Raw genomic sequence first — 13770 nt, forward strand, 5'->3', positions numbered from 1 at the left:
AGAGGACACACTCAAACACAAACACGCAACAGAAGGACACGCATGCCCGCACAGCGCCCCGCAAAGACCGGCTGGAATAAACTACGCCCCGCCGTCAGTCGCGCCAGCGCACAAGAACTCATCGAGGCACGCCGCGCCATCGGCCCCAACGCACCCGCAAGCACCGGTACGCACGTCGGCGCCCAAGAAAAAATCTACGCCGAAGCGCCCGATATAGCTCGCGAACCCGATATCCCCACCGGAGCCATCCCCGTGGTTGCCGCGCGCAGTAGCCTTGCCGAACGCGGAGTGGGTCAGCGCGTGCGATCCTACACCAGCGTGAGCACCGGCTTTATCCCTCTGGTGCGAGATGCTGCCTCCGAACCCAAAAGCCCGACTCTGAGCACACTGAACCAGCAGACCCAGGCGCGCAAAGAACAAAATGCTGCCCAGGAGGCGCAGCGCCAGCAAGAAGCCCTCGAAGCGCTCATGCAGGCTCGTGAAGAGGCCAAGGCCTCCAGCAGCCGTTGGAAAACCGAAACCACTCACGGTGCTGTCGCTGAAGAGAACCCGCTGGAGAACCTAAACCTTGCCGGGGATAGCACCCCCGAAGCTCAGGAAAGAGCTGAAGCACGCGCCGAGGCGGTACGAGACCGTCCCCGCTTCCTGCGCCTGCGCTCCTTTGTCATAGGCGCAGCGGTACCGATTCTGACCCTCATGCTCGCTATTCGCGCCATTGCCTCCAGTGCATTCCTCTGGCTGGAATACCGCCGCCCGGGCTTCCCCGCCGATGACTACGGCATGGATCTGACCGAGCGTATGCGCCTGGGCTCCTACGGCCTGGACTATGTAACCAATCTGGCGCCGCGCACCTACCTGGTGGGCATTAGCGACACCGACGGACACCAAGCCTTTACCCCGGCAGAAGTGGCGCATATGCACGATGTCAAACGCGTGCTTTTTGTAGCCACAGCATTCGCCGTACTGGTGCTGGTTGTGGCGCTGCTCAGCTCCATGAGTCTGCGCTATCGCGCCCCCGGCACCATTCGCCGTTCCCTCTTCGCCGGCGCCTGGAGCACCCTGGGAATTATTCTGGTTGGCGGTGTCGCGGGGCTGCTGAGCTGGGAATGGCTCTTTGAAAACTTCCACAAGCTCTTCTTCCCCCAGGGCAATTGGCAGTTTAGCTATAGGGACACCCTGATTCGTCTCTACCCGCCGCAATTCTGGGTGGATGCGGCTATCACTATCCTGGCGATTGTGCTGCTGATCTGCGCCCTGGTTCTGCTGAGTACCTGGCCCACCCGTGCACGCGTGCAGCTTGCCGATATGCGCCGTCAGGAGCGTATTGACCTGAGCCGCCGCCTCAAGAGCGCTCAGGGCGAGGCAGAAGCCAGCGAGGAAGCCTCAGAACCGGTAGAGGCAGAAGCAGCTCTACCCGATCTTGCAGAAGGCGAGATTGTGCCCGAAGCGCCCCTGATTGTTTCCGGCCCGGGAGTGAAAAACTCCTAAGCCACACTCAACACAAAGCCCCGGTCTGTATCAGACCGGGGCTTATACGCGCTCTGGAGACTAAATCCAGAACTTAAACCACATGTGGTTATACCAATAGGTGTAAGGGATGGTCTCGCCACTCCACAGAGGCCAGAAATAAGCGCTAATAAGCAGTACCAGCGCCAGGTATCCAGCAACAGCAGCCACACCCACACGACGATGCTTCACACTCGATACGCTCGTGCCCAACACAGTGCCCAATACACCCGCCAGAATCAGCAGAGCAAAAGGCTCAAAGGAAAGGGCATAGAAGTAGAACATGGTGCGCGTGGGGTACATAAACCACGGGAAATAACCGGCAGCAAAGACCAATAGCAGAGCACCAAAAGCCCACGAACGCTTGATAATCAGCAGCGCCAGAGCCGCAACAACAGCGGGAATAAAAGCCCACCAAATCGCCGGGTTACCAATATTCAAAATCGCCGAAGAGCAGGAATCCACCGCGCAGCCCGCATCCCCCAGTTTAGAAGACTCATAGTAGTAGGAGGTCGGGCGACCCAGCACCAGCCACTGCCACGCCTGAGAAGAATAAGTGTGAGGGCTACTCAAACCGGAATGGAACTTAAAGGCTGAGGCATGGTACTCCCAGAGGGAACGCAAATCCTCGGGCAGCCACATCAGGCCCTTACCCGGGTTCTCTTGAGCCCAATGCCTAAAGTACGCATTCGAAGACTGGAACCAGCCCGCCCACGTGCTGATATAGACCACCAGACCGGTACCAATCAGGGCGAAGAACGCGGGAACACCGTCACGCAGGGCACCGGCAGCCAGCCAGCTCTTATAACCCAGAGCCCGGCGAGCCTGCACATCCCAGATCACGGTCAACAGACCCAAGACGGCAATAAAGAAGAGAGAATTCCACTTCACGCCCACCGCACAACCGGCAGCAATACCTGCGGCAAAACGCCAGAAACGGAAACCCACACCCGGACCAAAGAAACTCTGCGGCAAAGTACCCTTATTGGCCTGTACCAGATCCACGGTGCGCTGGGCCAAAATACGGCGTGAACGCTGACGATCCAGCAAAAGTAGTACAAAGGTAGCCAGCAACCAGAACATCTGGAAAATATCCAGCAGAGCCAAACGCGACTGAACAATCATCAGGCCATCCACCGCGCCCAGCAGAGCAGCAATAGACGCCACCGTCACCGAACGGAAAAGCAACCAGCCGGCAAGAGCAAGCAGAGCCACCGCCAGGGTACCGGTCAGCGCCGCACCAAAACGCCATCCCAGGGGATTATTATCGCCAAAAAGCATCATGCCAAAGGCAATCATCCACTTACCCAGCGGCGGGTGCACCACATACTCGGGCTGATCGGCAAGAATCTCAGTTCCCGGATGACCCGCCACAAAAGCAGCATTGGCCTCCTTAGTCCAGGAGAACTCCACACCGTAGTGCAGATAGGAATAGCCATCCTTTGCATAATAGGTCTCATCAAAGACAATCGCATTGGGAGAAGCAAGATTGACAAAACGTAGGATACCGCCCAGAAGCACAATCAAAGCCGGCGCTAGCCATGCATAGCGCGGCAAAGAAGCCTTAGCGACATGAAGCCGGTCTAAAAGAGCATCAAATTGATACACTACCGGTGCTGTACGGGGCGTTTTCACGGAAGAAGAAATAGAACTCACTCCCTAATGCTAACCTAAGTGCCCGCGCTCCCCGCTCATCTAGAGGGTGCCGGATGGCTAAAGCCAAAAATATTACAATAGAGGAGTGACCGCAGAACAAATCGGCGCAGACACTACCGGCCTCCACGCGCCCGAGGCACTAGAATCATCTGAAACCCACCAAGCAGCACCCGAGACCCGCACTGACGGCACCGGTCAGCTGATTCTGGGCGGAACCCCCATTGGCAACCTGCAGGACGCCAGTGAACGTTTACGCGCAGCCCTAGCTAGCGCCGATATTATCGCGGTAGAAGACACCCGCAAACTGCGCACCCTCGCCGCAGGACTGGGCGTACACACCAGCGGTCGCGTGCTCGTTAACCACGACCACAATGAAGAAGCCCGCAGCGCCCAGCTGGTGGAGGCTGTTGCCGCAGGACAGCACGTTCTGCTGCTCTCGGATGCCGGAATGCCCACTATTTCCGACCCCGGCTATGTTGCCGCCTCCGCTGTAGCCCAGGCGAACCTGCCCGTAACCGTTATTCCTGGCCCTTCTGCGGCGCTCACCGCACTGGCTCTATCGGGACTGCCCACCGGGCGCTTTACCTTTGAAGGCTTTTTGGCACGTAAGGGAAGCGAAAGAAGCCGTCGTCTGCGCTCCCTGGCAGATGAAGAACGCACCATGATTTTCTACGAATCCCCGCACCGTACCGCAGCCACCCTGGCTGATTTTGCGCAAGCGTTCGGCTCTGAGCGTCGCGCCGTGGTGTGTCGAGAACTGACTAAACTGCACGAAGAGGTCATTCGCGGCAGCCTGGCAGATCTGGTGGCCTGGGTCGAAGAAACCCAGATTCGCGGCGAAATTGTGCTGGTGGTTGAGGGCGCTCCTGCCCCTGAAGCGCCCGAGGCTGAAGATGTACTCTCCCAGGTGCTGGCGCGTGTAGAAGCCGGCGAGCGCCTCAAGAGCGCCTGCGCGGCCGTGGCGGCAGAAAGCGGAGTCTCCAAGAGGGACCTCTACGAAGCGGCCCTTGCAGCACGCAATAGCTAATATATTCACCACAGACTTTTGAACTCTAAGGATCCACTATGTGCGATAGCAGCGTAGAACTTACCCAGGAGTATCTGGATTCCCTGGCGGCGCTGAGCGGATACACCATGCCCAGCAAGCGCTCTCTGACCGGCACCCTTTTTGATAACGGGTGGCAGCTTGAAGAAGGCGAAACCCCCGAACCCTACCGTGCCCACCACTACACCGGTATCGCAGAAGAAGCCAGCGGTGAGGGCACCCGACGCCGCTCCACCACCGGCGAGAACGGGCGCAGCCGTAACCTCATCTTCCCTCCCGCCCCGGCGCCCCTGCCCTACCCGATTGTGGATAACCACACCCATATGGATCTGCTGGATGGGGAGGTAGAAATTAGCGCTCGCGATGCCCTGGATACCGGCCAGAAGCTCGGTATCGCGCGCATTGTACAGGTGGGTTGCGATGTGCCCTCCTCGCTCTACGCCGTGGCGGCAGCCCACGCTGACTCTCGCGTGCTGGCGGCGGTTGCCCTGCACCCCAATACCGCCCCCGAGCTGGCAGCGGAGGGTAAGCTCGATGAGCACCTGGCTGTGATCGATTCCCTGGCGGCAGATGCCCGTGTGCGTGCTATTGGTGAGACCGGTCTGGACTATTTCCGTACCGGTGAAGAGGGTCTGGAGGCTCAACACTATAGCTTCCGCGAGCATATTCGTATGGCAAAGAAGCACGGCATTGCCCTGCAGATTCACGATCGCGATGCCCATGAAGATGTGGTGCGTATTCTGGATGAGGAAGGCGCACCGGAGAAAGTGGTCTTCCACTGCTATTCTGGCGGTCCCGAGCTTGCTACAATCTGTAATGAGCGTGGCTGGTATATGAGCTTTGCCGGTACGGTCACTTTTAAAAACTCACTCGCTCTTCAGGAATCTTTGGCGATGGCTCGCCCGGAGCTGATGCTGGCTGAGACGGACGCACCGTTTTTGACCCCGCATCCTTTCCGCGGACGCCCGAACGCCTCCTATATGACGAACTATACGGTTCGTTTTATGGCCGCTCACCGAGGGGATGACCTGGAAGCTCTATGCCGTCAGATTGCTGAAAATTCTCACGCCGTCTACGGAGATTGGGACTAAATGGCTACCGTAGATATTATTGTGGGAGTTCCCGGTGGACCCGGTTGGTACCCCGTTCACGAAATGGCTCAGATGCTGGGACGTTATACCGGGCAAGCCCCGATTCATATTGACCCGAGAGCATCCCTTAAGTCCCTTCCAAAGATTCTGGGGCGTCTTCCTCGAATCCGCGGCGGGAATCGTAGTGCTATTGTGATTGCAAGTGACCCCGGTCAGCTCTACGCTATTGCGCAGCTTCCCTATGCTCTCAAACGCTATAAGGCTATCTACGGTTGGGTAATTGATAGCTTCTGGGATGATCGTATCCCCGCCATTGCGCTGAATAATACCTACACCACAATTTATGTTGCGGATAAGGACGACCTGCCCGATTGGCAGGCTCGCGGCGTCAAAAACCTGGGAGTTCTGCCCTGGGGCACCGACGTGTGGTCTTCGTACTCTGAAAATCTATATATCTCTAAACCTGTAGATATTGTGCGAGTTGGTCGTCAGCCTGAAGTGTATGACAACGATCAAAATAGTGCCCAGCTGGCTGCTGAACGAGATATGAGCTTTATGGGACGCCCTCCCTTCGGAGAGAGTGATGAGCAATCTGCTCAAAACCTCTCGCAGGCGTACTCCAATGCTAAGTACTTATTGGCGTTTAGCACGAAGGTAAGCCCTCAAAAGTACACTCATCCCACCAAGGAATACATTACGGGGCGCTGGACTGATGCTCTGGCTCACGGTATTATCGTTGCCGGTCAGGTGCCGGCAACGACCACCAGCCGCGAGCTGCTCTGGGACGGTGCAACCATCGAGATTGATCCTTTTAATGCTGAGACCGGTATGGATACTCTTGCCGAGCACGTGAGTCGGTGGAACGAAGAGAAGGCTCGTTACAATATGCGCATGGCGCTGGCGAAGCTGGATTGGCGTCACCGGTTCAAGGTGCTGCTGGATAATGCCGGTATTAGCTCCGAATCTTTGGAAAAGGATTTGCGAGAGATGGCTCAGCAGAGCTAAGAAGATTTCCTTGCATTCTACACACCCTAGTACTGGTTTAACAGTGGTGGGATGCTGTAGAATGGGGGATTGTGCTACCGCAGGTAGCGCGAGCCAAGGCGAGGGCAGCACAGACTGCCGTAATCGACGAGGTGGCAAAGGGTAACTCCGGCGCCATACACTTGGCGCATAGAACACTAAAGAAATGGAGACACCTATGTCTGAGATTAAGCTGGTTGCAGAGCCCCGCGTTGACTTCGGTAAGGGTTACGCACGTCGTATCCGCGTTGCAGGCAACATCCCCGCCGTGATCTACGGTAAGGACGCAGAGCCCAAGCACATCATCCTGCCCGGTCACGAGACCACCCTGGCAGTTCGTGACCGCGACGCAGTGCTGGTTATCGAGGTTGAAGGCGAAGAGATCAAGGCAACCGTTCAGGAAATCCAGCGCCACCCCATCCGCCCCGAGCTGCAGCACATCGACCTGCTGTTCGTAAAGTAAGCTCAGCGGACTTTAAACGCGCTCTAGACTCCGGCACCTAAAAATGCAGGAGCTAGATATTAGGGCATAGCCCGCACCCGATAGGCGGGTGCGGGCTATCTCTTTACCCACGCTCTTTTATCCCCAAACTCTCATAACCCTTAACCCTTCAGACACCTCGGCATCTAAGGACACACTATGGCAGATACCTGGCTCATTTTTGGTCTGGGCAACCCCGGCAACCAATACGAAAAAACCCGTCACAATATTGGTCAGATGGCTCTGGACGCCCTCGCCCGCGAAATCGGTGGCTCCTTCCGCAAGCAGGGGACCACCGGCGCGGTCACCTGCGAAGGACGCCTGGGCTACGGCGGCCCCAAGGTTATTCTTGCCAAGTCCCTGGGCTATATGAACACCTCCGGTGGCCCGGTCTCGGCGCTGACAAAGTTCTACGGTATTGACCCGGATCATATTATTATCATTCACGATGAGCTGGATATCCCCTTCGACACCGTCAAGCTCAAAAAGGGCGGGGGAGATAACGGCCATAACGGTCTGAAAGACATTACCAAGGCGCTGGGCACCAAGGACTACTACCGTGTACGCTCCGGCATTGGCCGCCCGCCTGGACGCATGGAAGTCTCCAGCTTCGTACTCAAGCCCTTTAGCAGCACCGAAGCTAAAGATTTGCCCTTCCTGATCGATAATTCCGCCGAGGCAGCTCGCATGATTATTACCGACGGTCTGCTGGCGGCACAGCAGAAATTCCACGCCGCCTAGGGAACTTAGTGAAGGCGCCGCAGGGAGCTACGCTGTGAGCAAGTATGCGCCCGAACTTAGGGAACGCTACTACACGCGGCGCCTCCAAAAGGAATAAGCTAGTAAAATATGCCGTTATTAACTCCAGAGACTATCAGGAAAGGCCGGTCATGACCCAGTACGCAACCCCGAGCAATATCCCGCTCACCGATGAGGTTGTCCGCGCCCTGCGCGCCGACTTCCCCATTCTCTCCACCGAGGTCAACGGCCAGCCCCTGGTATACCTGGACTCCGGCGCCACCAGCCAAAAGCCCATTCAGGTGCTGGATGCCGAGCGCAACTTCTACCTGCACGCCAACTCCGCCGTACACCGCGGCGCACACACCCTGGCGGTTGAGGCAACCGACCTCTTTGAAGAGGCACGCCGCACCGTCGCCGAGTTCGTGGGGGCTGAAGAAGAAGAGATCGTCTGGACCTCTAACGCCACCGAGGCGCTGAACCTGGTCGCCTACGCCATCGGTAATGCCTCCCAGGGCATTGGGGGAGAAAAGGCACAGCGTTTTGCCCTGGGTGAGGGGGATGAAATCCTCACCACCGAGCTGGAACACCACGCGAACCTGATTCCCTGGCAGATCCTGGCTCAGCGCACCGGCGCTACCCTGCGCCACGTACCGGTGACTGAAGACGGTCAGCTGGACTATGACGCAGCAGCGGACCTCATCAATGAGAACACCCGCATTGTTGCCTTCACCCATGTTTCCAATGTCACCGGCGCAATTACCGATGTGCCGCTCCTGGTCTCCCTGGCACAGAAGGTCGGCGCGATCACCGTACTGGACGCCTGCCAGTCCGTACCCCATATGCCCGTAAACTTCCACGAGCTGGATGTAGACTTCGCGGCATTCTCCGGCCACAAGATGCTCGCACCCACCGGTATTGGCGTGCTCTACGGCCGCGCCGAGCTGCTGGAGGCCCTGCCTCCCTTCTTGACCGGTGGTTCCATGATCACCCGCGTGGGTCTGCAGGACGCCGAATATATGCCCGCACCTACCAAATTTGAGGCCGGTACCCAGCGTGTTTCCCAAGCTGTGGCACTGGCTGAAGCCGTGCGTTACCTGCAGCATATCGGTATGGAGAATGTGCTGGCATGGGAGCATCACCTGGCGGCTGAGCTGGTTGAGGGCGTGAAGAATATTGAGGGCGTGCGCCTGCTGGGCCCGGTAGACCCCGCTAAGCGTGCCGGTCTGGTAGCCTTTGCCCTGGACGGCGTGCACCCGCACGATGCAGGCCAGCTGCTGGACACCAAGGGTATTGCCGTGCGCGTGGGTCACCACTGCGCCCAGCCCCTGCACCGTTGCGCCGGTGTGGGCGCCTCCACCCGCGCCTCCACCTATATGTACAATACGACCGAGGATGTGCAGCGCTTTATCCAAGAGCTGAAGACCATCCGCCCCTACTTCGGTCTCTAAGATTTAAACGACGCTAACACTACAGAAGAAGAATTATGTCTCTTGAAGCCCTATACCAAGATATTATTCTGGAGCACTCCAAGCAGCGCACCGGTGACGGCCTGATCGAGGTGCCCGCCGGTCACCGCAGCGCCGATAACCACCAGTACAACCCCACCTGCGGCGATGAAATTAACCTGCGCCTGGTGCTCTCTGATGAGCTCAAGGATGGGCAGCCCGTCGTTGAATCCATCTCCTGGGAAGGCGACGGCTGCTCGATCTCTATGGCTGCCGCCTCCGTGCTTTCCGAGATGGCACCGGGTATGACCGTGGATGAGCTGCAGAGCCACGTGGATGCATTCCGCGAGATGTTGCGCTCGCGCGGTAAGGTCACTCTGGATGAGGAAGAGTACGGCGATATGGCCGCTTTTGCCGGTGTGTCCAAGTTCATGGCTCGTGTCAAGTGCGCTATGCTCTCTTGGGTTGCCGCTGAAGAGGCTTCTCGTGAGGCGCAGACCAAGTAGTCTTATATAGAGATAGATAAAGCTCCCCGAAGGAATGATTCACATTCCTTCGGGGAGCTTTATTGTGTCTCTAGTAGTCTGCGCTACAAAGTCTAGACGGTCTCCAGGCTCTCAGCGCTAATCAAACCCTCGCGCAATACTCGACCGGTCGTCTTTTCATCCTCGAGCAGGCGCATGAGGCGGCTCAGAGCCTCAATAGCATCGTGCTCAGCTTCTAAGAGATTGACCACCTTGCGCAGCTTGGTGCTGGAGGTGTGCTGGGTATAGGGGAAGTAGTGTACGCGAACGCCCACCTCGGCAAAGCGACGTTCCAGAGCCTCACCCTTGGGGGTGCCCTTCCAATCGTCGCCCTTAAAGAACACATCAAAGGGCTTCTTAGACCAGGTGGCAAGCTTATCCGAGGTGGTCTCTACATGTACCTCGTCCACATAATCGCAATGGGAAACAATGGCTGCACGCTCCTCAATAGGAACCACGGGGCGGCGGCCCTTGGTCTTTTCCAGCACATCATCGTGAACAACACCGGCAATGAGGTAGTCGCAATTTTCCTTTGCCTGGCGCAGAATATTCAGGTGTCCGTAGTGGAACATATCGTAGGCGCCGGCAGCGTAGCCAATAATCATGGGGTCCTCGGTGATGGTTGGAAATAATATACGGCGGGATTCGGAAGAGCCGTGATTTTAATGATAGAGGAAAACAGCGCGGGGCGTGTGAGCATAGGGGCTCAGACACCCCGCCTGTCTCCTGTCAATGTCTGGGAGCTTAGCCCTGAATGGACAGCCACTTCTCAGCGGAAGAAGCCAGAACCTTCAGCACACGACCCACCTGAGGCTCAGCGGCTGCGGCAATCTTCTTACCCACCAGGGGGATGGAGCACTTAACCTCGCCGGACAGATCCACGCGGGTCTGCTCGCCCTGCGCTACCAGCTGCTGGGTTGCGGTGGCGCTCACGGGCATGCCGCTGACCTTAACCTCGGAGGTGACGGTGCGGGAACCATCGGCTGCCGGTGCGCTGACCGAATCAACCTGGGTCATCTGCACGCCCTGGGAAACGAACTTCTTAGCAACATCCGGCACGCGGTCTGCGGGAATGGTGCGCACGGTGGTCGCTGTGAACGCGCCCGCCTCATCGCCACTGATCGAGAAGCTATTGAACTCTACAGCAACCTCAGCGCACACAAAACGCGCGAAATCTTCGCTAGCGTAGGCGTGAGCAACCTGCTGCACGGACGCATTGACCAGAGTGGATTCATTAACAGCCATGGGGCCTATCCTTTACATTCAGTCCCGCGGCGCGGGAGAGTCTATACCGTCTCCAAGCATAGCCTCTCAAGCTGTGAACGCGCTGTAAATGCGGGTGCTTGGGCACTCGAAATAGAGGCAGCTTAGGCAGCCGGTGCCAGAGCATTAATACGCGCCATCTCCGCCTTACCATTGCGGTGCGCGCGCCATGCCTGACGCAGACGAGCCATATAGCCTTCCTTGCGGATCTGCTTACCCTCCAGCAGGGCGTTCAGACCTTCGCCCAGCTGACGAGCGGAAATCTCGGGGGAGGGAACATAGGGGTGAGTGCTCTGGAACAGGCTCGGGTTAGCCAAAGCCAGATTGAGCTTATCGAAGAGATCCTGACGGCTATCAACCACTACCGCCTGGCCCTGCTCCTCCATCATGGCGGCGAAGGGAACCTGGTGGTTATCTACAACCTCATCGAACTCGGCGCGGCGGGGAACAACCAGGGGAATAGCGCCCACGCGGCGCGCATCCTTAATGGAGCCCGGGCCGCCCTGGACCAGCACCACGCGTGCGGTGGCATAGTAGTCCAGCAGCTCTCCGGCGGGCAGAAGCTTGAGGTTATCACCGCGCTCAATGGGAGCGGTGTGACCGTGCTGAATCAGGCAACGAACCTGCGGGTTTTCTTCCAGGTAGGCGTCAACCCAGCGCAGCAGGCGGTCGAAATGATGGTAATCGGTACCCAGAGAAACCACCAGGTCGTAGGTTTTGACCGGGATGGCAACGGGTGCAACGGAAGGGGTGAAAATCGGCAGGTCGAACTTGGCGGTATCAACACTGACCTGCGGGAAATTTTGAATAGACATCAGCCTATTCCTCTCTATGTATTTATCGGTGATGATGCACGGACAGAGTTCGGAAGTGTCCGCCGATACCCACTGACAGCCTGGGCAAGCCGGAAGAGCCTGCGGCTACTGAGGGTGCGAAAAGATGATTCCGGGGTGAGTGGAATAATCCCTTCTATCTCGCATTGTACTCTCTGAACACCCAGCTGCAAGTTCGGTTAATGCAGTGGTTAGTAAGGGAGTACTATGCGACATCTACTGTGGTGAAGGCGCCTCATAAAAGATTAACCCTCCACCTCAAGTATAGAGCTTAAAGTGGAGGGTAATCAATGCGTTTCGGCGTAGTGGAGGTAGAGTGGACTGTGAGAGTGACCACAGATACTCGACCAGGTCACAGGCTCCGAAGGTGCCGATGAATCCTAGAAAATCGGGTGAATAACCTGAGCCTCCGGGAAATTCTGCTGAGCCGCAGAAGACTGCACCATCACCTCATCGGCAATCACATACAGCATCTTGCCCGTCATCGTCGGCAAAGTCGGACGATCATAGCACTCAATATACTGGCTCTTGACCCCGCGCAGCTTAGCCACCACAAAAAACGGCACCGCCACACCCGCACCGGCAGAAACCACCGCATCCGGGCGCTCCTTAGCAAAAACCTTGAGAGCCAAAAAGAAATTACGCACAGCGTTCTTCAGATTACGAGTGGTCGGATAATACGCCCAATAGGTACGCTCATCTTTCAGCGCCGACTCAACATCGGGCTGCTGGAAACTAACCCACACCCGCTCATAGGGCTCCCAAGCGGGCATAGTCGCGGTCAAATGCTTAAGATGGCCGCCGCTACTAGAGACCAGAAGAATCTTCTTCTTAGGAGCAGAAGACTCAGAAGCAGAATCAACCGCATCCGGAAGCTGCGGAGAAACCATTCTTATCCCTTCCTCTCATCGGGAATAAACACCAATAAAATATCCGCCCGCTGCAGAGTTCGCAACTGAGAGAGAAGCTCGCGCAATTTAGCGCGGGAAGTACGCCGAGAAATAGGCACCAGCACAGCCCCGGCAGCATCGGCAACGCGCAGAGACAGTGGCAATAGCAAGTTCTCATCCAGCTCCAGAAGCACCGGCATAGGCTGAGCGGACAAAAACTCCTCAGGGCTCACCTGCTCAAACACCTCGCGAGAAAGATCCGCATCAGCAAAACGCGCATAGGAACCATCTAATTCCCGACGCACCCAGGTAAAAAGACGAGGCACCAGAGCAGCAGAAGGCGCATCCTCACTTACCGGCATAATCGCAAGACCCGCCAGGCCGCTAGAGGACAGACGAGAATCAGCCGCACCCACAGCACGCAGCAACAGCTGAGCATCGCGCTCGGCACGCTGAGCGCGGAACTCAAACACCGGCACACCAAACTCCAACGCACGATCCACAAAACGCACACGCGGATTCACACGATCAAAAGCATACGCAAGTACCGCACCCAGCAGCAGACCCAGCACGCCACCGGCAATAGCCAAAGGCACGCGACCCAGGCTCGAGGGCTTAGAAGGAATAGAAGCGGAAGAAACAATACGACCACCCGTAGTAGCGGTCAGTTGCACCTGAGCCTTCTGAGCCGAAGCCTTCTGAGCCTCCTCGGTCTCCTGAGCCTTTGCCGCGGCGCTCGCCTGAGAATCCAGCTGCTTGACACGCTCATCCACCAGAGACTGCACCGACTCCTTACGCACCTGCAAATATGCCTCAGAAAGAGCATTTGCATACTGAGCCGCACGCTCAGCATTGGGGGAGGATGCCTCAAAATCTAGCACGGAGGTCTGAGAAGTACCCGTAACCTTCACCTGGGACTGGATCTTCTTGACCAGATCCGCCTCGGGCACATCCACACCGCGGGTGCGCAAGGCCACCGCCGCACGAGTAGCCACCTGAGCAGAGGAGGCAATACGCGCCTCGGTCGCAATATCCACCTTCAGGGAATTGGCACTCGCCGTACCGTTCGGGTCGGTCACCAGGGGGTAGACCACTACCGTTGCCTTGGCGCTAAATTTCTGGGGCTGAGATTTCGCGTAGGCGAAACCAGCACCCACACCCAGTACTAGGCAGAGAGCTACAATCCAGCTATGGCGCCATACGCGAGAGAGCTGAGCTCTCAAAGACACCGTTGCGTTCTTAGGATCCGCAGAAGATTCCATCATTTCGTCC

The 13770-nt window shown here is 57.3% G+C and carries 14 protein-coding genes; 8 read left to right on the forward strand and 6 right to left on the reverse strand.

The window, feature by feature from the left end; genetic code table 11:
* Nucleotides 1–42: 42 nt before the first annotated feature.
* A complete protein-coding gene (locus tag Q4P78_RS03755; protein WP_303338979.1) occupies nt 43–1488 on the forward strand; it encodes a TIGR01906 family membrane protein in 1446 nt (481 codons plus the stop codon).
* 60 nt (nt 1489–1548) lie between these two features.
* On the opposite strand, the gene Q4P78_RS03760 is transcribed toward Q4P78_RS03755, so the two are convergent.
* Complete coding sequence (locus tag Q4P78_RS03760) at nt 1549–3063, reverse strand: dolichyl-phosphate-mannose--protein mannosyltransferase (protein ID WP_303338980.1); 1515 nt, start codon at nt 3061–3063, stop codon at nt 1549–1551.
* Between the two features lie 184 nt (nt 3064–3247).
* Here Q4P78_RS03760 and rsmI point away from each other — a divergent pair, with 184 nt between their 5' ends.
* From rsmI to sufU, 7 genes are all read left to right on the forward strand, one after another.
* Nucleotides 3248–4189 (forward strand): 16S rRNA (cytidine(1402)-2'-O)-methyltransferase, encoded by a 942-nt coding sequence (gene rsmI, locus Q4P78_RS03765; protein WP_303338981.1) that lies wholly within the window; start codon nt 3248–3250, stop codon nt 4187–4189.
* A 38-nt stretch (nt 4190–4227) separates the two neighbouring features.
* Nucleotides 4228–5298: a TatD family hydrolase gene (locus Q4P78_RS03770; RefSeq protein ID WP_303338982.1), complete on the forward strand. Its 1071-nt coding sequence runs from the start codon at nt 4228–4230 to the stop codon at nt 5296–5298.
* A complete protein-coding gene (locus Q4P78_RS03775) occupies nt 5299–6303 on the forward strand; it encodes a glycosyltransferase (RefSeq protein ID WP_303338983.1) in 1005 nt (334 codons plus the stop codon). It abuts the gene before it with no gap.
* A gap of 196 nt (nt 6304–6499) precedes the next feature.
* The gene (locus Q4P78_RS03780) at nt 6500–6784 is read left to right on the forward strand and encodes a 50S ribosomal protein L25 (RefSeq protein ID WP_303338984.1); all 285 of its coding nucleotides are present in this window, start codon (nt 6500–6502) and stop codon (nt 6782–6784) included.
* A 177-nt stretch (nt 6785–6961) separates the two neighbouring features.
* Nucleotides 6962–7543: an aminoacyl-tRNA hydrolase gene (gene pth / locus Q4P78_RS03785; protein ID WP_303338985.1), complete on the forward strand. Its 582-nt coding sequence runs from the start codon at nt 6962–6964 to the stop codon at nt 7541–7543.
* Nucleotides 7544–7692: 149 nt separating this feature from the next.
* A complete protein-coding gene (locus Q4P78_RS03790) occupies nt 7693–8991 on the forward strand; it encodes a cysteine desulfurase (protein WP_303338986.1) in 1299 nt (432 codons plus the stop codon).
* Between the two features lie 35 nt (nt 8992–9026).
* Nucleotides 9027–9494 carry a Fe-S cluster assembly sulfur transfer protein SufU gene (gene sufU / locus Q4P78_RS03795; protein WP_303338987.1) on the forward strand — a complete coding sequence of 156 codons (468 nt, stop codon included), beginning with the start codon at nt 9027–9029 and terminating at the stop codon, nt 9492–9494.
* 92 nt (nt 9495–9586) lie between these two features.
* Here sufU and Q4P78_RS03800 read toward each other — a convergent pair whose 3' ends face one another.
* The 5 genes from Q4P78_RS03800 to Q4P78_RS03820 form a co-directional block, all read right to left on the reverse strand.
* Nucleotides 9587–10117, reverse strand: a complete 531-nt coding sequence (locus tag Q4P78_RS03800) for an adenylyltransferase/cytidyltransferase family protein (RefSeq protein WP_303338988.1) — start codon at nt 10115–10117, stop codon at nt 9587–9589.
* A gap of 139 nt (nt 10118–10256) precedes the next feature.
* Complete coding sequence (locus tag Q4P78_RS03805) at nt 10257–10757, reverse strand: DUF2505 domain-containing protein (protein ID WP_303338989.1); 501 nt, start codon at nt 10755–10757, stop codon at nt 10257–10259.
* 122 nt (nt 10758–10879) lie between these two features.
* On the reverse strand, nt 10880–11590 hold the full coding sequence (locus tag Q4P78_RS03810) for a glycosyltransferase (protein ID WP_303338990.1): 711 nt from the start codon (nt 11588–11590) through the stop codon (nt 10880–10882).
* 398 nt (nt 11591–11988) lie between these two features.
* Entirely contained in the window at nt 11989–12498 is a 510-nt protein-coding gene (locus tag Q4P78_RS03815; RefSeq protein ID WP_303338991.1) for a UDP-N-acetylglucosamine--LPS N-acetylglucosamine transferase, read from the reverse strand.
* A gap of 2 nt (nt 12499–12500) precedes the next feature.
* A complete protein-coding gene (locus Q4P78_RS03820; RefSeq protein WP_303338992.1) occupies nt 12501–13763 on the reverse strand; it encodes a Wzz/FepE/Etk N-terminal domain-containing protein in 1263 nt (420 codons plus the stop codon).
* Nucleotides 13764–13770 lie beyond the last annotated feature (7 nt).

Source organism: Rothia sp. (in: high G+C Gram-positive bacteria) (assembly GCF_030540545.1).
GTDB lineage: Bacteria > Actinomycetota > Actinomycetes > Actinomycetales > Micrococcaceae > Rothia.

What these genes read in the sequence shown, in the direction of transcription:
- Q4P78_RS03790 (WP_303338986.1), top strand. Translation starts at nt 7,693, where the DNA reads ATGACCCAGTACGCAACCCCGAGCAATATCCCGCTCACCGATGAGGTT.
- Q4P78_RS03815 (WP_303338991.1), bottom strand. Translation starts at nt 12,498, where the DNA reads ATGGTTTCTCCGCAGCTTCCGGATGCGGTTGATTCTGCTTCTGAGTCT.
- Q4P78_RS03780 (WP_303338984.1), top strand. Translation starts at nt 6,500, where the DNA reads ATGTCTGAGATTAAGCTGGTTGCAGAGCCCCGCGTTGACTTCGGTAAG.
- Q4P78_RS03800 (WP_303338988.1), bottom strand. Translation starts at nt 10,117, where the DNA reads ATGATTATTGGCTACGCTGCCGGCGCCTACGATATGTTCCACTACGGA.
- Q4P78_RS03775 (WP_303338983.1), top strand. Translation starts at nt 5,299, where the DNA reads ATGGCTACCGTAGATATTATTGTGGGAGTTCCCGGTGGACCCGGTTGG.
- sufU (WP_303338987.1), top strand. Translation starts at nt 9,027, where the DNA reads ATGTCTCTTGAAGCCCTATACCAAGATATTATTCTGGAGCACTCCAAG.
- pth (WP_303338985.1), top strand. Translation starts at nt 6,962, where the DNA reads ATGGCAGATACCTGGCTCATTTTTGGTCTGGGCAACCCCGGCAACCAA.
- Q4P78_RS03820 (WP_303338992.1), bottom strand. Translation starts at nt 13,763, where the DNA reads ATGATGGAATCTTCTGCGGATCCTAAGAACGCAACGGTGTCTTTGAGA.
- Q4P78_RS03770 (WP_303338982.1), top strand. Translation starts at nt 4,228, where the DNA reads ATGTGCGATAGCAGCGTAGAACTTACCCAGGAGTATCTGGATTCCCTG.
- Q4P78_RS03755 (WP_303338979.1), top strand. Translation starts at nt 43, where the DNA reads ATGCCCGCACAGCGCCCCGCAAAGACCGGCTGGAATAAACTACGCCCC.
- Q4P78_RS03810 (WP_303338990.1), bottom strand. Translation starts at nt 11,590, where the DNA reads ATGTCTATTCAAAATTTCCCGCAGGTCAGTGTTGATACCGCCAAGTTC.
- Q4P78_RS03805 (WP_303338989.1), bottom strand. Translation starts at nt 10,757, where the DNA reads ATGGCTGTTAATGAATCCACTCTGGTCAATGCGTCCGTGCAGCAGGTT.